The following is a 20,114-nucleotide window of genomic DNA, read 5'->3' as shown; positions in this document are numbered from 1 at the left end:
TTAAACTTGTATATTTACCTTTAAAAATACAATTAAATATTTTTCAAACTCGTTTCCCAATTCTTTACCTCAACACCAAATGTATCTTTAATTTTTCTTTTATCCAACACACTAAATGCCGGCCTTTTTGCCGGAGTTGGAAAACTTGTTGTTGGAATCGGTTCTAAATCAATTTTGACGTTATTATATTCAAATATTTTTTGGGCAAAATTATACCAACTGCATTGACCTTCGTTGGAGAAGTTGTAGATGCCATACTTGTCAGTTGTTGGTTGTTGGTTGTTGGTTTGAATAATCTTTAATAAAACTTCTGCTAAATCGACAGCATTAGTTGGAGTACCTATCTGATCGTTTACCACTGATAATTTATCTCTTTCATTTGCTAAACGAAGCATGGTTTTCATAAAGTTGTTTCCAAATTGCGAATACACCCAAGACGTTCGTATGATAAAATGTTTGTCCCAAATTTCTTGAATAGCTTTTTCTCCATCTAATTTGGTTTGACCATAAACTCCTGTTGGATTGGGAGTATCTTCTTCAGTATAGGGTGAATCTTTAGTGCCATCAAACACAAAATCAGTGGAGATGTGAAGTAAAATTGTGTCAAAATATTTGCAAACCTCAGCTAAATTTTGTGCTCCTATTACATTAATCAAATGGGCTTTCTCCGGTTCGCTTTCGGCTTTGTCAACCGTGGTATACGCTGCTGCATTGATACAAAAATTCGGTTTGTATTGTTCAAAATGTGGATTAATGTTGTTTAAGTCAGTTATGTCTAGCTGGCTTGAATCACAAAAAACAAATTGAACATCAGGATATTTTGGAGCAATGAATTGAAGTACTTGCCCTAATTGTCCTTTAGCACCTGTAACTAAAACTACCATGCTTTTTTGGCGTTAGCTAATGTTGGTAATTGCGTGTCTTTCTCAGAAATGATTAGCTGCTCTGCATCTAAATTCCAATTTATTCCGATCGTTTCATCGTTATAAATAATTCCGCCTTCTGATTCTTTATTATAAAAATTATCACATTTATAAAAAAACGTTGCGGTTTCACTCAGTACTAAAAATCCATGTGCAAAACCTCTGGGTACAAAAAATTGTTTTTGGTTTTTGGCAGATAAAACAACAGCTTCGTATTGACCAAAAGTTGCAGAACCAGGTCTGATATCAACAGCTACATCCAACACTTCGCCTTGAATTACGCGAACTAATTTTGCTTGAGCGAATTCACCAGTTTGATAATGCAAGCCTCTTAAAACGCCTCTGGAAGAAAAAGATTGATTGTCCTGCACAAAATGAACCGATTGTTCTAAGGCATTTTGAAACGTTCGTTCATTAAAACTTTCCATGAAATAGCCGCGTTCGTCACGAATGACATTAGGTTCTAATATAAAACAACCTTTTAATTTGGTTTCTGTAAATTTCATCTTAGGTTATGTTATTTAGAATTAAAACTTCTTTGAACACAGATTTAAGTAATTGCTATAATCTGAAAAATAATTTGTACAATTTATTTTAATTTCTAAAATCTGTGTTCTAAAAACTATCAGTCTGGTTTAAATTTTTAAATTAAACTCATTAAATGTGTTCCATAACCACTTTTTAAGAGCGGTTCGGCTATTTTCTTTAATTGATTAGCATCAATGAAGCCCATTTTAAGGGCCGCTTCTTCAATGGCTCCAATTTTTAAACCTTGACGTTCTTCAATTACTTGAACAAATTGTCCGGCTTGCATTAATGATTGAAAAGTTCCGGTGTCTAACCATGCGGTGCCTCTATCAAGAATACTCACTTGAAGATTTCCACGATTCAGATATTCTTTATTTACATCAGTAATTTCTAATTCTCTTCTATGACTGGGCTTAATATTAGCTGCAATATCCAATACAGTATTATCATAAAAATAAATTCCAGGTACTGCATAGTTTGACTTGGGATGCTCGGGCTTTTCTTCAATAGATAATACTTTTCCGTTTTTATCAAAATCAACTACACCATATCGTTCTGGATCCAAAACGTGATAAGCATAGATAATTCCACCATTTGGATCATTGTTTTTTTGCAACAATTCGGCTAAACCGGTTCCATAAAAAATATTATCGCCTAAGATTAGAGCAACTTTATCGTTTCCAACAAACTCTTTTCCAATAATAAAAGCTTCTGCTAAACCATTTGGATGTTCTTGTACAGCATATTCAAAACGACATCCCAACTTACTTCCATCTCCCAAAAGCTGACGAAACAAAGGCAAATCATGTGGTGTAGAAATTATTAAAATTTCACTTATTCCTGCCCACATTAAAGTTGACAACGGATAATAAATCATGGGTTTGTCATAAATAGGCATCAACTGCTTGCTTACTGCCAAAGTGAGTGGATGTAATCTTGTGCCTGAACCTCCTGCTAATATAATTCCTTTCATTTTTCAGCGTTTGCTAATTTTTGTTGTTGTCTTTTATAAAAATGAGACAACAGACTTATAATAATAAATCCGAATACGAAAAGAATTGGTAAAATATATTTTAACTTACCGTTTACAGACTTGGTGTTTTTATTATTTAAAGTGCTACTTAATTCCTTAATTATTTTATCGATATTTAAGCGATGAACTTTTAAATCTGATTGCTCTTTAATCAAATTTTCTTTAGTTTTTAATACATCATTTAATTGAGAGTTCTCATTGTTATAATATACCAATCTGTCGCTTTTTAATGCCGATGCGTCTAACGAACTAGAGAATTCTGCTAAAATTCCGTCAATTTGTTCCAGCATCTGTTCGTTCAATTTTATGTTAAGGTTTGTATTATTTATTATCTGATTTTGTATTATTTTAAAATAATCGGAATCATTTAAAAAACTCAAAATAGGTTGTTTTGTCTTTTCATCAGTAGTTCTTTCAGAGGTAACAAACTTTATCCTGTGATAAGGATAATTTTTACTGGTTACTTTATCTTCTAATATTTTTTGAATATTTCCGTCTTCAGACATTAATTTGATTAAATCAAAATTTTCAGTTTTATTGCTTATAAATCTGTAAACATCATTAATGGGTTCAATTTCAATTTTTTTTAATTTAGAAACATTTTTTATCCCAATTTTTTTTAAGAAAATAGTATCATCCTCTTTAATTTTTGCATTCAATTGTTCCACTTTTGAATACAGATAATCATTTGAACCGAAATTGGGCATCACAATTACTTGATTGTCATAGATATTTGTTGTTTTATCCAAATAAAAACCCAAACCGACTCCAATAACAAATAAAGAAACCACCCAGATAAGGTTTCTTTTTAAGAATAATATCCAATTAAAAAAGAACATTAAAAATCCTTCAAAGGCATTGGAAATTTTTTTTGAAATTTCACTTAAATCAATTTCTTGATTGTCGTCGTTTTGCTGTGGTGTTGAACTCATAAATTAGTTATTTTATATTAAAAATTTGTTCTAATATTTTAATTGTAATCAGATAAGTAGGTTTAACTCCGGTAGTTCCTAATCCTCCTGAAGCAAGCGTGCTTCCTGTTTCTAAAGGATTATCTGAAGCATAATAAGCATAACGCACTTTTACGTCAGGATGTATACTTTTTCTGATTTTTGATGCCGATTGAATTGCTTTTTGATAATAAGCTCCTTCCATTTCTAAACCAATAACGCCCCAGGTGGAATCATGAAAAAACTTTAATAAATCTTTGTTTTGTAATGATGTTCCTAAAACTGTAACCATTGGTCCGGCACAAACAGGAATACCATTTCCATCAAACATTTTTTTGGTTAATTCATTTTTAAACGGATAATTATCTGCCGTACCTTCATTGATGTGAGCATTCGGAATCATGATATCTCCTTTTCCACCCTCTAAAATTCCGGCTTTTCCCATGATAGAAACTGATTCTACATTTAAATGGGTCTTTTCTTTTCCTGATTTAAAAGGTTTTAACAACTCATCAATGGTTTCATAGGCTTGCTCACCAAAGGCGTAATCCATAACAATGATTACCGGTTTTTCTTCTTTGAAGTTTGCCTTAGAAAAATCTGATTTTGAAAAATCTACTTTTTCTATATCAAAAATTTGAACATCAATATTGGTTCCTGATTGATCCGGTAACGAAATCATGCCGTTTTGTAACGCCAATGTCTCCACCTTTGCTCTCAAATCATTAGCTCCTGATTTGCTTAAATCTTCATAAATTGCATAGGTATCTGCACCTTTATATTTTGAACCAATTGCTTGTTTTGAAAAAATGGAATTCATCACACTGTGCATATTCGCACTAATAATGTGAATAGGTCTATTGATAAGATTGTTTTTGAGTAAAACCTCTTTGATGTTTGTTGCCCAAATTTCACCATGAATGTGATGTCCTAATCGTTCTCTAAGAATTGGGCTGAATGTAATGGTTCTTTTGTTGTTTTGAATTACCTCATCAATGGCTAACTTTCCTAACCAGTAGATAATGTGAAGAAATCTATCCGGTTTTTCTTTGGTTCCAAAATCATCATAAATGGCCAACACTTCAGAGAAAGGTCTTCCTAAAATATTTGAAGCATGTGAAATTGCTTTTTCTTTATCAATTAAAGTTAGTTTTTTGCTTTGTAAAACAACTTGTTCTAGTTTTTCCCAATCACGGGTCACTTCAAAATTATTTTCGTCTAATAAAACCCTATCTTTAATTTTATGTGATTCTATAAAAATGAAAGTTAAATGAGTAAGAATATCATAAATATCTGAACGTCCTCGCGTAATTTCAACGTTCATCTGTTCTTCATCAATGCGATAACAATTACGTCTTCTTTTGGGTGGAACAATGGCTTGAAAATGTGATTTAGAATAACCTTCATCCGAAGTCAAATTGATAAAACGACATTCTTCAATTCCTACAGGTAATCTTTCTATTACATACAATAATCCGTTTAATTCTACTTTCTCTTCTGCAATAGTTCCATAAATTTCTGGACGCAATAATAACAACGCTTCTCTAAGTGTATCACCCGAAACCCCCATAGGTTTATAAAACCCACGATTGAACAAATGACGCATCGTAATGTATAATCGTTCTATAGCTGCAGAAGATTCCTGAGCCCGAGAACGGGATATGTTTTTTATTTCTTTCATTTATTGATTTTTAAACCATTTTACATTTGGTTTCTAGTGCAAATTTAGGTTTTTATTTTTAGTTGCTATTTTTTATTGTTTTTTACCAAAATATCGGCAATAGCTCTATCGTTACTCAAACGAGGCAATTTGTTTTGTCCTCCAAGTTTTCCTATTGATTTCATATAATTTTGAAAACCATTTTGTTCCACTTTTGTGATAACCAAAGTTCGCAATACTTTGCCTACAATCAAATCGTCATAATAGCTATTTTGTTTTCGCATGGCGTCATCAATTTTTAAAGCAAAAGCCTCTAAATTATCCGGCTCACTCGAAGCTTCATGATCAAACTCAATAAGCCATTCGTGATAAGGCAACCCGGTTTCGGGTGTAATTTGTGGAGCAACTGTAAACTCGTTGATTCTTATTGTTGAATTTTCCATGGCTTCTTTCAAAGCATGTTCTACTTCTTTCCCAATTACATGTTCGCCAAAAGCGGAAATAAAATGCTTGATTCTACCGGATACAATCACACGGTGGGGTTTGAGTGAAGTAAACTGAACTGTGTCACCAATATTATAAGCCCAAAGTCCTGCATTGGTTGAAATGATTAGAGCATAATTCACGCCTAACTCAACTTCGCCAATGGTATATCGTTTAGGTCCCGAACCTTCGGGATTGGTAAAAAATTCGTCTGCTTTTATAAATTCATAAAAAATACCATGATTTAACAACAACAACATGCCTTTTTCATTCTGCGAATCTTGATAAGCAAAAAAACCTTCAGACGCAGGAAATAATTCTATAGCAGCTACTTTTCTTCCTATTAAGTTTTCGAATTTGGCCCTATAAGGTTCAAAATTTACTCCGCCGTAAACATACAAACTGAAGTTTTTAAAAAGTTCGCCAACCGTTTGTCCGGTTTTTTGTTGCAACTTTTCAAAATACATTTGTACCCAAGCCGGAATTCCGGAAATTAGGGTCATGTTTTCATTAAACGTTTCATCAACAATGGCGTTAACTTTGGTTTCCCAATCTTCAATACAATTGGTTTCCCATGATGGCATTCTGTTTTTTGATAAATATTTTGGAACATAATGGGCTACAATTCCTGAAAGTCTGCCCAATTTAATGCCGTTTTTTTCTTCTAAAATAGGACTTCCTTGCAGGAAAATCATTTTCCCTTTTACAAAATCCGCATTACCGGTTTCATATATATAACTCAAAAGAGCGTTTCTTGCCGCTTGAACATGAAACGGAATAGACTCTCTGGTTAACGGAATATATTTTGCTCCTGAAGTCGTGCCCGATGTTTTGGCAAAATACACCGGTTTCCCTTTCCAAAGAATGTCTTTTTTACCTTCAATAACCAAATCAACATAGGGTTTTAATGCTTCGTAATCTCGAACCGGAACTTGTTTTGAAAAATCCTCAGCTGATTTAATTTTTGAAAAAGAATGATCTACTCCAAACTTGGTATAACTTGCAGCTTCAATAAGCTTTTTTAAAACATTTTGTTGTGTTGCAACCGGATTGGAAGTCCACTTGAGTGTGTCTTTATGTACTTTTTTTGCTAAAAGTTTAGCGGCTAAAACTTTAATTCGCATATTATTCAAAATCAATAAATTGTGAAGGATCAATTGGATAACCATCTTTCCATAACTCAAAATGCAAATGAATTCCTGTTGATTCTTTTCCTGTTGAACCTGCCAAAGCAATTACTTCACCGGTTCTTACTACGTTTCCTTGTGTTTTGGTCAAAGTGGCTGCGTGTTTGTAAACCGACAGAATTCCATCTTTATGGTTTATTATGATTACGTTTCCGGTTGTTGGTGTCCAATCTGAAAAAATTACTGTTCCATTTGCGACAGCTTTGATTGGCGTGTCTTTTGCCAAAGCAATATCTACAGCAAAATGTTTGTTTTGTGCATTGTATTTATCTGTAACATGACCTTTTGCTGGTGGAAACAAAACCAAACTCATATTTGATTTGGCCTTTTCAAAAAGATTGTACTTGTCTTCTTGAGCAACTTGCTCTCGCAATTGCAACTCTTCTTTTGATGGATTCAATTGATATTTTGAAGGGTCTTGAACTTCTGCATTTAAAACCGAATCTTTATTGAATTTTGCATATTCCAAATCACCTGTCAATATTTTACGAATGGACTGAATATAGGCTTCGTTCTTTTTAACTTCAATTTCTAAAGAATCCGATTTAACAGAAAGTAATGTAGCTTCTCTTTTTAATTTGCCGGAAGTATAACCCGGAATGTATTCTCTTAAAGGTGTAAAAGCAATGATATAGGTGGTTATTGCAATTAAAAGAATTGAGGATATAGTCAATACCACAAAAACATTCATCAGGTTTAATTTCAATGAAAATATCTCCTCAAACGTATCTTCGTTGAGAATAACCAACCTTCTTTTATTGAAAAGTCTGTTTTTTAGTTTTTGTCTTTTTAGTTTTTTTCCCAACATGTGCAACTTTTGTGTCACAAATATACTAAATTCAGTTTCCTTTAAACTTTAGAGAGAATCTGTTTTTAATTATTTTTTGATGACTTTAACGTTTGATTAGAATAATAATTATCTTAAGCAGAATTTAAAAGTATTTTTATTATTACCTTTGCCTCTTAATAATTAGTTGAAAACATGAACAATTTAGCTCCCTTTTTAGGATTTATTGGACCTTGGCAAATAGGTTTGATTATACTTGTGGTTTTATTGCTTTTTGGAGGTAAAAAAATTCCGGAATTGATGAAAGGTTTAGGAAGTGGTATCAAGGAATTTAAAAATGCCGCTAAAGAAGACCAACCAGCTGACAAAAAAGAAGACGATAAAAAGGAATAACTTTAAAAGTATTCCATCACTAAAAACTCCAAATTTCACTCAATAAACTTGTGAAACTTGGAGTTTTTTAATGTAAAAGAAAAGCCTCCGAAAATTAATTTTCGGAGGCTTAAAAGAAAATATATGTAGGTTGTTATTTTTAAGTTTTTGGTTTTTCTAACCCTTAAACCTTATACTTAAAATTTAACTAATTACTATAATACAATAAAAATGCCTTAGTAAAAGTAAAAACTCTTAATTTCTGTAAACTCATTTTATTATATAATCATTTTATTGATTATCAATGTTTTAAAATAAAATGCTATGATTTCCAATGGCGTTTAAAAATGAAGTTGTTATATATAAAAGTGTGTAAATTGTATAATTATTTGAGTATGATGTATAGTTTTTACACACTTTTCACAACACCATCGTCAACTGAATCCGTTTCCTCACATCATCCACCTCAACCACTTTGACTTGCACATGTTGATGTAGTTTCACCACTTCATTTACATCCGAAACAAATCCAGCTTTGAGTTGTGAAATATGAACCAAACCGCTTTCCTTTAATCCGATATCTACAAAGCATCCAAAAGCAGTAATGTTATTGATAATTCCGGGTAAAATCATTCCGGTTCGTAAATCAGACATTTTCTTCACATTCGGGTCAAATTCAAAAACCTTTGCCGATTTTCTCGGATCTAATCCGGGTTTTTCGAGTTCTTTTAAGATGTCTTTTATTCCTAAAATTCCAATGGTTTGGTTGGTATAATTTTCGGGTTTGATTAAGGAAATTTTTTCTTTATTTCCTATTAAATCAGTTAATGAAATTTTCAAATCTTTCGCCATTTTTTCCACAATTGAATAAGCCTCAGGATGTACTGCCGAATTATCCAATGGGTTTTTCCCGTTTTGAATACGAATAAAAGCTGCTGCTTGCTGATACGCTTTTTCGCCTAATCGTGGCACTTTTTTCAATTGCTTTCGATCTTCAAACGGACCATTTTCCGAACGAAAATTTACGATGTTTTCAGCCATTTTTTCGCCAATTCCGGAAACATAACTTAACAATGATTTACTGGCGGTGTTCAAATTTACCCCAACCGAATTTACGCATCGAACCACTACAGTATCTAATTCTTCTTTTAATTTTGCTTGATCTACATCGTGTTGGTATTGCCCCACTCCGATTGATTTGGCATCAATTTTTACCAATTCTGCTAACGGATCTGAAAGTCTTCTTCCAATAGAAACGGATCCACGAACGGTTACATCATAATTTGGAAATTCATCGCGTGCAATTTTAGATGCTGAATAAACCGATGCTCCGGCTTCAGAAACTACAAACACTTGAATCGGTTTGTCAAAAGCAATTTTTTTGATGAAAAATTCCGTTTCACGGCTGGCAGTTCCGTTTCCGATTGAAATTGCTTCAATGTTATAAGCATTGACCATCGAACGAATTTTTTTCATAGCCATTGCATTTTCATTCTGAGGCGGATGTGGATAAATGGTTTCATTGTATAACAAATCACCTTTTTCATCCAAACAAACCACTTTACAACCCGAACGATAACCTGGATCGATAGCCAAAATTCGCTTTTCACCCAAAGGCGGAGCAAGCAATAACTGACTTAAATTTTGAGCAAAAACTTCAATGGCTTTTGCATCCGCTTTGGTTTTAAATTCTTGTAGCGTTTCGTTGGAAATGGCTGGTTCTAACAAGCGTTTATAGCTGTCTTTTATGGCTAATTTAAGTTGATGTGCGGTTTCTTTATTGTTTTTAATGGTATTATTTTCGATGAATTCCAATGCTTCTTCAGGTTCGATTTCTACGTTCATTTTTACAAAACCTTCAGCTTCTGCACGCAACATAGCCAATAATCGATGCGAAGGCGTTTTTGAAAGTGGTTCTGCCCAATCAAAATACTGATTGAATTTTTGAGCGTTTTCATCGTCTTTTTTTGATTTCACCACTTTCGTTGAAACAACGGCTTTTCGTTGAAATAAACGTCGTAGATTTTTTCGAATAAAGCTATTTTCATTGATCCATTCGGCAATAATGTCTCTCGCTCCTTGTAACGCTTCATCTTCATTGGCTACTTGCTCATTCAAATATCTGGAAGCTACAAATTCTATATCATCGCTGTTTTGTGCCATAATGATTTTGGCTAAGGGTTCCAATCCTTTTTCACGTGCTGCATCAGCTTTGGTTTTTTTCTTCTTTTTGTAGGGTAAGTAGAAATCTTCAATTTCTTGTAAATCGAAAGAATTTTCAATTTTCAATTTTAACTCCGGAGAAAGTTGTCCTTGCTCTTCAATTGCTTTTAAAATGGATTCTTTTCGCTTAAGGATTTCTTCAAATTGCTTGTTAAGTTTAAAAATTTGCTCAATTTGCACTTCATCTAAATTACCGGTTTGATCTTTCCGATAACGAGAAATGAAGGGAATGGTGCAATCTTCGGAAAGAAGTTGTAACGTATTTTCAATTCCTTTAACCGGAAGTTGTGTGGCGGATTGAATATATTGGGTTTGATTCATTGTAACTATTTATAGTGATAAAAAATGTAAATTCGTTCATTTATAAGAGCATCAATCCTGCACAATAAAATCCTTCGGATCAACCTTCTGAAATTCCGGTTGAATATTCACGTGATTGATGTTGAATTTTTCATAAAGCACTTCTTCAATTTCATGCAATAAATCGTTGAATTCACTCATTTTAATGTCGGCTGCACAGTCGAGATGAGCTTCTAAATGCAATTCTTCTTCATTCAAATGCCACACATGAATGTGATGTAATTTTCCAACTCCTTTGATTTGATGTACTTCGCGAACAATATCTTTGATATCAATGTTGTCCGGCGTAAACAACATCAACATTTTGGTAGATTTTATAAATAAATCTGTTCCAACTATGATTAAGTAAACAGCAATCAGTAAGGTCATCACGCTATCCACCCAATAAATTTGATAGAATTTCATCAACAATCCACCGGTTAAAACCGCTACAGACGCCATCATATCAGTGAATAAATGCAAATAAGCCGACTTCATATTCAAATTATGAGCGGCATCTTTACGAAGTAATAAAACCGAAAATCCATTGACGGCAATTCCTAAAAGTGCCAACCAAATCACTAAATTGGATTCAATTGGTTCGGGATGTGCTAATTTAATTATTGCATGATAAATCAATATAAACGCCACAACTATCAACGTTGAGGCATTGATAAAAGCCGCAATTAATTCCGCTCTTTTGTAACCAAATGTGTGACTGATAGAAGCTTTTCGTCGGGATAATTTGTGAGCTACCAAACTAAAAATCAGCGAAAGCACATCCGAAAAATTGTGCAACGCATCCGAAATTAAAGCCAAACTACCCGAAATAATTCCACCAATCACTTGAGCAATCGTAATCAACGTATTGAGTAAAATCGATAAAATCAGATTTTTTCCGGTTACGTTGTGCTTATGGATTTTTGGGTTGGTGGACATTTAGTCTTTTTTTAAAACATTAATATTTTTGGCTTTAATAAATACTTTGCTATAAGAAGTAATAAAATAAATTTAAAACCTACTCCAAACGAATACCATCTCCAATATTCATTATAAAGTTTTTTATTTCCATTCATCAAAAAACCATTTGCAATTTTAATATGATATTTAAACAAAAAAATACTTGTAAAAAAGACAAATACTTTTTGAAATTTTGAAATTGATTCTTTCTTATTTTTAATTTTCTCTAAATCTCTTCTATCAATTTCATTAATCAATTTATTTTTTAAATCAGTATCAATATTACCTCCATTAAATAAATTAATCAATTGATTATCTGATAATTTTTCGAGATTATTCATGTTTTATTGACAAGCAATTTTATTCACTCGATTCTGATGTCTTCCGCCTTCAAAATCAGTTTTCAAGAAAGTATCAACCATTTCCACCGCTTGCGGAATCGAAGTAAATCGTGCTGGAATACTAATGATATTCGCATCGTTATGTTGTTTGGCCAAAGCCGCAATTTCTTTTGTCCAACACAAAGCAGCTCTGATTCCTTGGTGTTTGTTGACGGTCATTGCGATGCCATTTCCGCTGCCGCAAATTACGATACCTAAATCGGCTTTTCCGGTCTCAACATCTGTCGCAACAGGATGACCAAAATCGGGATAATCAACACTATCTGTTGAGTTGGTTCCGTGATTAATGACTTCGTGACCTTGTTTTTCTAAAAAATCAACGATGGCTTTTTTATAATCCGGGCCAGCGTGATCGTTTCCAATTGAGATTTTCATTTTAGTTGTGTTGTTATTTTTATCTTTACAAAAATAATCATTTTCAATCAGGTTAGAATGAAATTTAACGGTCAGGTTTCTTCGTTTGATGATAATGCGTTGTATTGGGAATTACACATCCCGATTCCACCCGCTGTTTTTGAAAAATTACTCAAAGAAGCTAAAGATAAACGCGTGATTTGCACTTTAAATGGTGATTTTTCTTTTCATTGTGCGATGTTGCCAAAAGTGACTTTTCATTACATTTTATTGAATAGAGAAATTTCAAAAAAGCTGAATTTACATTTGAATGATGATGTAAAAGTGGAACTAGTGAAAGACGAAAGCAAATACGGTATGCCACTTTCTGAAGAAATGGAAGAAGTTTTTTTCAGTGACCCAGATGGGAGCGATTTGTTTCATCAGCTCACACCCGGAAAACAACGAACGTTGATTCACGTGATTAATAAATACAAAAGTTCGCAACTGCGGATTGAAAAATCATTCGTTATTCTAGAGCATTTGAAAAACCGAAAAGGTGTTTTGGATTTTAAAGGGTTGAATGAGGATTTTAAGAATTTTAAGAATAAATTTTAATAGTGGCCACGAATTCACGAATTCTACAAATTAGAAGAAATAATTCGTGAATTCGTGGCAAACAAAAATTAAATGAAAAAATACGATTACATCATCCTAGGTTCCGGATTATCCGGTTTGCTAACCGCTTATCGGATAGCGAATGATCCGTGGTTTGATGATAAATCGATTTTAATCATCGACAAAGAAATCAAAAACCAAAACGATCGAACATGGTGTTTTTGGGAAGAACCAAATGGCGAATTCGATTCCATCCTATCTAAAACCTGGGAAAAAGCATTTATAGGAAATCAGGATTTTCAACAATCATTTGAAATGCATCCGTATTTGTATAAAATGATTAGAAGTAGTGATTTTTACAAATTGATATTTGATTCCATTTCATCCAAATCTAATTTTACTTTTATAAATGATGAAATTTTAAGTTGGAAAACGATTGAAAATTCGGTTGAAGTTAATGGAAAGAATCAAACTTATACTTCAAATTTTTTATTGAGTAGTTTTTTCGATGTCAATCCAATTCTCAATCAAACTAACTATCCCTATTTAAAACAACATTTCATTGGTTGGTTCATCAAAACTAAAGAAGCAATTTTTGATGATTCAGAAGTTAAATTCATGGATTTTACGATTGAACAAGATGGAAATACTCGTTTTATGTATATTTTGCCAACATCTAAAACCGAAGCTTTGTTTGAATATACGTTATTTTCTGAAGATTTATTAGAAAAATCGGAATATGAAAAAGCAATTCAAAACTATCTTCAAAATATAGGACTAACAGATTATGAAATTGTAGAAAAAGAAACCGGAAACATTCCGATGACTTGTTTTCCGTTTCACAAACAAAATTCGGAACGCGTTTTATTCATAGGAACGGCCGGTGGTTGGACAAAAGCCAGCACTGGTTTTACATTTTTCAACAGTAAAAAACAATCGGAAAAATTGGTGAAGTTTCTAAAAAGCAATCAAAACCTAACAAAATTTCAACAAAAAAACCGCTATTCGTTGTATGATTTAATTCTACTGGAAGTTTTACATCAAAACAATGAATTGGGAGCTCAACTTTTTGGTACACTTTTTCAAAAAAATTCCATTCAAAATATCTTCAAATTTTTAAATGAAGAAGGAACTATTTCCTCTGATTTAAAAGTAATGTTAACGTTACCAAAATGGTTATTTATTAAGGCTACTTTTCGGGCTTTGTGGAAATTGGTGTAACCGTTGTCCCTTGTCTGTTATCGGTTGACAGACAACGGATAACCGATAACAGACAACTTTTTTAAACCTTAAATCTTTCCATTGTTAACAGTATTTCATAATCGCTTGATAATGAGGTAACATTAAATTAACATAGGTTGTTGATAAATTAAGATAGAATTTTAGAAGTATTTTAAAGAAGTATGGAAATTTTTTCTAATCAAAAATTGAAATGAATTAATCAACTTTTGTTTTGATTTTTTACATTTAAATTATCAACTTTTTAAACTCTGTTTTCAACAGTTTTTCACAACAAACTTATTAATATTTTATATCAAAAACTGGATGTTAACAACTGTTAATAAAAACTAAAAATTTCTTCATTTTGAGGATTTTATCTTTTTGTAACCTTGTTAACAAGTCTGTATAACTTACGACAACTTTTAAAATCAAGTTTATCTAATAAAGTTATTGTACAAATGAACACACTATAATAACCATCATAAATTTTAAATTAATTTAATTTTTCTTTTTGTTGTATTTAATAAATGTTGAAAACTATTTGAATTTTGAGGTAATGGGTGAAGGGTAATTGGTAAAAGGTTTTTTAGATTTCTTAAATTTTATAGATCAGTGTTCTTTTTAAAATTTAGATTTCAGATATTAGAATTTAGAAAGGATATTTCTTTGTTTTCCGTGCTTTCTGTGAGAAATAACTATTCTACAATCCGCAAATGACTATCTAAATTATCCAATATTTCTCTCACCTCTTCCACATCATTTTGATGCACTTTCAATTTTATACCGCCATAAGCAATACTCGCAAAAGGATCTATTGAAACAATAGTTTCATTTTCAAAAAAGTAGTGAATACCTTCGTTTTCTAAAATAGTTTTTAAAACCGCAATTTCTGTGGGTAAATTAAAAACTGCAACGGTCACAAAGTCTTTCATTTTTCAAATTTGCATAAAGATACAAAAGTTATATTTTCAATAAATCTGTATTTCAAATTCCATTTTCTGCTATCTTATTCGTAATTTTCACCTTTATTAGAAAAGAATTATGAGTAAGAAACCCAGAAAATTAGGTAAAAAAACTAAAGATTTTACCGCACAGATATTTAAAATTCTGTCAAAAGAAACCAACAAATCATTCAATTACAAACAAATAGCTGCTATTTTAGAATTAGATGATACCAAAAGCAGAAACGAAATTATAAGAGATTTAAAAATTTTAAAGTCTCAAGATAAAATTCACGAAGTAGAAGTTGGCAAATACCAAATGGTTTCCAAAGCCGAATATTACGAAGGAACCATCGATATGACTTCTCGAAAAACAGGTTATTTTATTTGTGATGAACTGGAAGAAGATGTGTTTATTCCGTTCATCAATTTGAATCATGCATTAGATAATGATAAAGTTAAAGCATATATCTATAACCGAAGAAGTTCTCGCCGTCCCGAAGCTGAAGTTTTAGAAATTTTAGAACGAGCTAAAACCGAGTTTGTCGGTGTGATTGACATTCAAAAGAATTTTGCGTTTGTAACAACTGCGAATGCTAAAATGTACACCGATATTTTCATTCCAAAAAATAAAATTGGCGATGCCGAACACGGTGATGTAGTTTTAGTAAAAATGGAAGATTGGCCTGCAAAAGCAGATAGTCCATTTGGTTCGGTTATCAAAGTATTAGGAAAACCAGGCGAACACAATACAGAAATTCACGGGATTTTAGCCGAATATGGTTTGCCGTATGATTTTCCGATTGAAGTGGAAGCGTATGCCAACAAAATTGATACTTCTGTTACAGAGGAAGAAATTGCCAAACGTCGCGATATGCGAAAAGCATTAACGTTTACGATTGACCCAAAAGATGCGAAAGATTTTGATGATGCATTGTCATTTGAAAAATTAGATAATGGAAATTATGAAATTGGCATTCACATTGCTGATGTTTCCCACTATTTGCAAGAAGGAACGATTTTGGATGATGAAGCGTATAAACGAGCCACATCGGTTTATTTAGTTGATCGTGTTGTTCCGATGCTTCCGGAGGTTTTAAGTAACGACGCGTGTTCTCTGAATCCACACGAGGATAAATTTACCTTCTCAGCCGTTTTTGAAGTTTCTCCAAAAGCAGAAGTACTCAATCAATGGTTTGGAAGAACGGTGATTTATTCTGATCAGCGTTTTTCGTATGAGGAAGCTCAGCACATCATTGAAACCAAAAAAGATATTATTCCATCCGAAATTTCATTAACCGGAAATGATTATAAAACGCCTAAAAATATTGTTGAAGCTACGTTGAAATTAGATGAATTAGCTAAAATTCTTCGTCAGAAACGAATGGCAAACGGAGCCATTTCTTTTGATAAAGTGGAAGTAAAATTCAATTTGAATGAAAAAGCAGAACCGGTTGGTGTTTTCTTTAAAATATCCAAAGATGCCAATCATTTAATTGAAGAATTTATGTTGTTGGCCAATAGAAAAGTGGCAGAATTTATAGGAAAACAAAAGAAAACGTTTGTTTACAGAATTCACGATGAACCCAATGAAGATAAATTGATCAATTTGCAAACGGTAATTTCGAAGTTTGGTTATAAAATTAATTTCAAATCTAAACAAGATATTTCTAAATCATTGAATACATTATTGAATGATGTAGTTGGAAAAAAAGAACAAAATTTAGTTGATACGTTAACCATACGAAGTATGAGTAAAGCAGTTTATTCTACCGAAAATATTGGGCATTACGGATTAGCATTTGATTATTACTCACATTTTACATCGCCCATTCGTCGTTATCCGGATGTGATGGTGCATCGTTTGTTGCAATATTATTTGGATGGAGGAAAATCGGTTTCAGCTGAATTGTATGAAGAAAAAAGTGCTCATTCGTCTGATATGGAAAATTTGGCTGCTAAAGCTGAACGCGACAGCATCAAATATATGCAAGTGAAATACATGCAAGATCATAAAGATCAGGAATTTTTAGGTGTAATTTCCGGTGTAACCGAATGGGGAATTTATGTAGAAATCATCGAAAATAAATGCGAAGGAATGGTGCGAATCCGCGAAATTAAAGATGATTATTATGTGTTTGATGAAAAACAATATGCGTTAGTAGGCGAAGTTTCAAAAAACATTATACAATTAGGTGACGAAGTTTACGTTAAAGTAAAAAATGCCGATTTGGTTAAAAAACAATTGGATTTTCATTTTATTAGAAGGAAAGAGTAGTTGTTCAGTTGGCAGTTTTTAGTGATCAGTTTCCTGCAAGGTTTTAAAAACCTTGTAGGTATTAATTTTAATTTAAAAGTCTTTTAATATGAAACATTTGTTCCTGTTATTTATACTTTTATCTTTATTTTCATGTGCTTCTAAAAAGCAAGAAGACATAAATACAATGAGAAGTGAAATGCTTTATTACAGGTATTTAGATGTTGAGATAAGTACAATTCTTCAAGAAAGTCCCGAATTAAATATAGGTAGTGAATTAATTTTGAAAGATAGTACCACGGTAGTAGCTGTTGCAGAGGCAATACTTTTTAACAAGTATGGAAAAAAGACTATCGAAAAGCAAAAGCCTTATAAAATTTTAAAAGTTAAAGAGTATTATTGGGTTATTGAAGGTTCTTTACCAAAAAACACAAAAGGGGGTGTATTTTTTATAATTTTAGATGCACGCAATTCTAAAGTCTTAAAATTAAAGCATGGAAAATAACAAAGAAATCTAAGTGAACTGTAACGTTCATTTGTAATCCGTGTCTTTACCTTGGTATTATTTTTGAAGACGTATTGAATCAATCACAAACTTTTAAACCATGAAAAAAGCAATCATTTTATTTCTATTAGCTACCTCTCCCCTTTTTGCTCAAACCGAAACCAAAAATCCTGGTGATTTTACAACAGTAAAAATATTTGACAGAATCTCAGCTCAGCTCATTCCATCTACTGAAAATAAAGTAGAAATCAAAGGAAACAGAGCTTCCGAAGTGGAAGTGGTGAATAGCAACGGCGATTTAAAAATACGCATGCCTTTTCCGAAACTGTTAAAAGGAGAAGAAATTGAAGTGACGGTTTATTATAAAAAATTAGAAGGCGTTGAAGCGAGTGAAGGTTCGTATGTCAACTCTGAAAAACCAATAAAAGCGATTAATTTTAATTTGAATGCCAAAGAAGGAGCAGAAATTAGAATTGCTTTAGACGTTAAAAAAGCTACTGTTAGAGTTACTTCAGGAGGAAAAATTAGAATTTCAGGAACCACTGTTAATCAAGAAGTGGTTATGTCTTCAGGTGCTGAATTACAAGCTAAAAATTTCGAGTCTGAACAAACCACCATCTCATTAAACGCCGGAGGAAGTGCTGATATATTTGCTACTGAATTTGTGGATGCAAAAGTTCGTGCGGGAGGAGATATTTACATTTATGGTAGTCCAAAACAAATCAATCAGAAAACAGTTTTAGGTGGTTCAATTAAAGAAATGAAATAAGAATTGTTTCTATTTGAATTTTAAATTTTAAATTAGCATTTAGAAAGTTTCGAAACCTGAAACTTGAAACCTGTAATAATTTTAAATGCTTAACGATATTTTAGCTGCCATTCCGTGGGGAATTCTTTTGGCTTTTACCATTGGTCCTGTGTTTTTTGTACTGATAGAAACCAGTATTACTAAAGGATTTAAAGCCGCCATGACGTTTGATTTAGGTGTTGTTTTTGGTGATATTGTTTTTATTCTCATTGCTTATTTCAGTACAAATCAGTTGTTGGAAAACCTTAAAGATGATCCCAGTTTATTTATTTTCGGAGGTGTAATCATGTTTACGTTTGGTATAATTTCTTTTATCAAAGAAAAAAGAGGTAAAAAGAAAAATTTAAACCCTGAATTTTTAGCCGATTCTATTCCTAAGAACAATTATTTAGGCTTATTTTTCAAAGGATTTTTACTCAATTTTATCAACATTGGTGTGTTGGGTTTTTGGGTGGGTATCATCATCGTGTTTGGTCCGCAAATGAACATGGAAACCGATCGAATTGTTCTGTTTATGACGGTAATTATCATTACTTATTTGATTACCGATGTCGTTAAAATCATCTTAGCTAAACAACTTAAAAACCGTTTAACACCCTATATCATTTATAAAATCAAACGCGTTATTAGTGTAATTCTAATGATTTTCGGGTTCTTTTTAATCATTCAAGGCTTTTTTCCGGAAGAGAAAAAAATGATTAAGGATAAGTTTGTAATGATGAAGGAGTAAGTTATGAAAACTTTTCAAATTATATGTTGTCTTATTTTTTGTCAATTTTTATTTGCACAAAATGATACTACATTAATCTCAAAACCCAAATTAGGACTCGTTTCTGTCGATAAATTGAATGTTGTTTATCGTGGAATTCTAAACCCAATTTCGATTGCTGTACCAAATGCAAAATCATTTACCGTTTCTGGATTAGGTGTAAAAGAAGAAGATGGTAAATATTATATTGCTCCAGGATCAGGAAATGAAATGTTTGTAACATTAGAAATTATTTTAGAAGATGATTCAAAAGTGGTTGAAGAACATGTTTTTAGAATACAAAGTATTCAGTATCCTATAGTTAAAATTAATAAAATGAACTGCGATAGCTGCTACGTAAACGTTACTTTGGCAAATCTAAAAAATGCAATAATTTCAGTTCACTTTGAAGATTTTCTATTTGATTATAAGTTTGAAGTTACAAGATTTGTAATTAAATATCCCAAAAAACCAGCTATTTTAGTAGAAGGAAACACCATTGATGAAAATACTTTGAAAAAAATAAAGAAATTTAAAAAAGGTGAAATAATTACAATCGGAGCTGTAAAATATAAAATACATCCAGATATTCCTGCTTTTTGGCCTACACCAACTCCAATTCTATTAATAATTACGGATTAGTAAATCTAGATACTATTAAGAAATTAAAAAAAGAGAGAGCTATTTTTTAGTAACTCTCTCAGAGGCATCGTCCTCCCGATGGCGATCGGGAGAAGCGGAGTAGACGGTTTTGCGTTATCTTTAATCAATTTTTTCTAAAAATTTTCAATAAAAAAAACCTCCAAGTTTCCTTGAAGGTTTCAGAGGCATCGTCCT

The 20,114-nt window shown here is 32.2% G+C and carries 20 protein-coding genes; 8 read left to right on the top strand and 12 right to left on the bottom strand.

What is annotated here, in order from left to right; genetic code table 11:
• Positions 1 to 32 precede the first annotated feature (32 nt).
• The 7 genes from rfbD to IEV15_RS05620 form a co-directional block, all read right to left on the bottom strand.
• A complete protein-coding gene (rfbD, locus tag IEV15_RS05650; protein ID WP_188361535.1) occupies positions 33 to 884 on the bottom strand; it encodes a dTDP-4-dehydrorhamnose reductase in 852 nt (283 codons plus the stop codon).
• On the bottom strand, positions 878 to 1,429 hold the full coding sequence (rfbC, locus tag IEV15_RS05645) for a dTDP-4-dehydrorhamnose 3,5-epimerase (RefSeq protein WP_188361534.1): 552 nt from the start codon (positions 1,427 to 1,429) through the stop codon (positions 878 to 880). Before rfbC ends, rfbD begins: the two co-directional genes overlap by 7 nt.
• 137 nt (positions 1,430 to 1,566) lie before the next feature.
• Complete coding sequence (rfbA, locus tag IEV15_RS05640; protein ID WP_188361533.1) at positions 1,567 to 2,424, bottom strand: glucose-1-phosphate thymidylyltransferase RfbA; 858 nt, start codon at positions 2,422 to 2,424, stop codon at positions 1,567 to 1,569.
• On the bottom strand, positions 2,421 to 3,416 hold the full coding sequence (locus IEV15_RS05635) for a hypothetical protein (RefSeq protein ID WP_188361532.1): 996 nt from the start codon (positions 3,414 to 3,416) through the stop codon (positions 2,421 to 2,423). The genes rfbA and IEV15_RS05635 overlap by 4 nt, the downstream gene beginning before the upstream one ends.
• A gap of 7 nt (positions 3,417 to 3,423) precedes the next feature.
• Positions 3,424 to 5,115: a DUF6909 family protein gene (locus IEV15_RS05630; RefSeq protein WP_188361531.1), complete on the bottom strand. Its 1,692-nt coding sequence runs from the start codon at positions 5,113 to 5,115 to the stop codon at positions 3,424 to 3,426.
• A gap of 65 nt (positions 5,116 to 5,180) precedes the next feature.
• Entirely contained in the window at positions 5,181 to 6,701 is a 1,521-nt protein-coding gene (locus IEV15_RS05625) for a GH3 auxin-responsive promoter family protein (RefSeq protein ID WP_188361530.1), read from the bottom strand.
• 1 nt (position 6,702) lies between these two features.
• Positions 6,703 to 7,572 carry a M23 family metallopeptidase gene (locus tag IEV15_RS05620; protein WP_188361529.1) on the bottom strand — a complete coding sequence of 290 codons (870 nt, stop codon included), beginning with the start codon at positions 7,570 to 7,572 and terminating at the stop codon, positions 6,703 to 6,705.
• A gap of 174 nt (positions 7,573 to 7,746) precedes the next feature.
• Here IEV15_RS05620 and tatA point away from each other — a divergent pair, with 174 nt between their 5' ends.
• Positions 7,747 to 7,944 (top strand): twin-arginine translocase TatA/TatE family subunit, encoded by a 198-nt coding sequence (tatA, locus tag IEV15_RS05615; protein WP_188361528.1) that lies wholly within the window; start codon positions 7,747 to 7,749, stop codon positions 7,942 to 7,944.
• 399 nt (positions 7,945 to 8,343) lie between these two features.
• Here tatA and IEV15_RS05610 read toward each other — a convergent pair whose 3' ends face one another.
• The 4 genes from IEV15_RS05610 to rpiB are packed head-to-tail and all read right to left on the bottom strand — an operon-like array spanning position 8,344 to position 12,221.
• Positions 8,344 to 10,467, bottom strand: coding sequence for a Tex family protein (locus IEV15_RS05610; RefSeq protein WP_188361527.1), 2,124 nt, complete (start codon positions 10,465 to 10,467; stop codon positions 8,344 to 8,346).
• 51 nt (positions 10,468 to 10,518) lie between these two features.
• Positions 10,519 to 11,424: a cation diffusion facilitator family transporter gene (locus IEV15_RS05605; RefSeq protein ID WP_188361526.1), complete on the bottom strand. Its 906-nt coding sequence runs from the start codon at positions 11,422 to 11,424 to the stop codon at positions 10,519 to 10,521.
• A gap of 11 nt (positions 11,425 to 11,435) precedes the next feature.
• Entirely contained in the window at positions 11,436 to 11,786 is a 351-nt protein-coding gene (locus tag IEV15_RS05600; protein WP_188361525.1) for a hypothetical protein, read from the bottom strand.
• A 3-nt stretch (positions 11,787 to 11,789) separates the two neighbouring features.
• Positions 11,790 to 12,221 carry a ribose 5-phosphate isomerase B gene (gene rpiB, locus IEV15_RS05595; RefSeq protein ID WP_188361524.1) on the bottom strand — a complete coding sequence of 144 codons (432 nt, stop codon included), beginning with the start codon at positions 12,219 to 12,221 and terminating at the stop codon, positions 11,790 to 11,792.
• A gap of 57 nt (positions 12,222 to 12,278) precedes the next feature.
• On the opposite strand from rpiB, the gene IEV15_RS05590 reads away from it, so the two are divergent.
• Positions 12,279 to 12,797: a DUF1905 domain-containing protein gene (locus IEV15_RS05590; RefSeq protein ID WP_188361523.1), complete on the top strand. Its 519-nt coding sequence runs from the start codon at positions 12,279 to 12,281 to the stop codon at positions 12,795 to 12,797.
• A gap of 72 nt (positions 12,798 to 12,869) precedes the next feature.
• Positions 12,870 to 14,018, top strand: a complete 1,149-nt coding sequence (locus IEV15_RS05585; RefSeq protein ID WP_188361522.1) for a lycopene cyclase family protein — start codon at positions 12,870 to 12,872, stop codon at positions 14,016 to 14,018.
• A gap of 695 nt (positions 14,019 to 14,713) precedes the next feature.
• On the opposite strand, the gene IEV15_RS05580 is transcribed toward IEV15_RS05585, so the two are convergent.
• Positions 14,714 to 14,950: a putative signal transducing protein gene (locus IEV15_RS05580; protein ID WP_188361521.1), complete on the bottom strand. Its 237-nt coding sequence runs from the start codon at positions 14,948 to 14,950 to the stop codon at positions 14,714 to 14,716.
• Positions 14,951 to 15,059: 109 nt separating this feature from the next.
• Here IEV15_RS05580 and rnr point away from each other — a divergent pair, with 109 nt between their 5' ends.
• The 5 genes from rnr to IEV15_RS05555 all read left to right on the top strand — a co-directional run bounded on the left by rnr (position 15,060) and on the right by IEV15_RS05555 (position 19,919).
• On the top strand, positions 15,060 to 17,237 hold the full coding sequence (gene rnr, locus IEV15_RS05575) for a ribonuclease R (RefSeq protein WP_188361520.1): 2,178 nt from the start codon (positions 15,060 to 15,062) through the stop codon (positions 17,235 to 17,237).
• Positions 17,238 to 17,325: 88 nt separating this feature from the next.
• Positions 17,326 to 17,721 (top strand): NTF2 fold immunity protein, encoded by a 396-nt coding sequence (locus tag IEV15_RS05570; protein ID WP_188361519.1) that lies wholly within the window; start codon positions 17,326 to 17,328, stop codon positions 17,719 to 17,721.
• 100 nt (positions 17,722 to 17,821) lie between these two features.
• The gene (locus IEV15_RS05565) at positions 17,822 to 18,490 is read left to right on the top strand and encodes a head GIN domain-containing protein (RefSeq protein ID WP_188361518.1); all 669 of its coding nucleotides are present in this window, start codon (positions 17,822 to 17,824) and stop codon (positions 18,488 to 18,490) included.
• An 85-nt stretch (positions 18,491 to 18,575) separates the two neighbouring features.
• The gene (locus tag IEV15_RS05560) at positions 18,576 to 19,259 is read left to right on the top strand and encodes a LysE family translocator (RefSeq protein ID WP_188361517.1); all 684 of its coding nucleotides are present in this window, start codon (positions 18,576 to 18,578) and stop codon (positions 19,257 to 19,259) included.
• A gap of 3 nt (positions 19,260 to 19,262) precedes the next feature.
• Positions 19,263 to 19,919 carry a GldM family protein gene (locus IEV15_RS05555; protein ID WP_188361516.1) on the top strand — a complete coding sequence of 219 codons (657 nt, stop codon included), beginning with the start codon at positions 19,263 to 19,265 and terminating at the stop codon, positions 19,917 to 19,919.
• Positions 19,920 to 20,114: the final 195 nt, after the last annotated feature.

Source organism: Flavobacterium orientale (assembly GCF_014638005.1).
GTDB lineage: Bacteria > Bacteroidota > Bacteroidia > Flavobacteriales > Flavobacteriaceae > Flavobacterium > Flavobacterium orientale.
The sequence above is the reverse complement of the archived record's forward strand: the minus strand, read 5'-3'. Positions and strand labels throughout refer to the sequence as shown.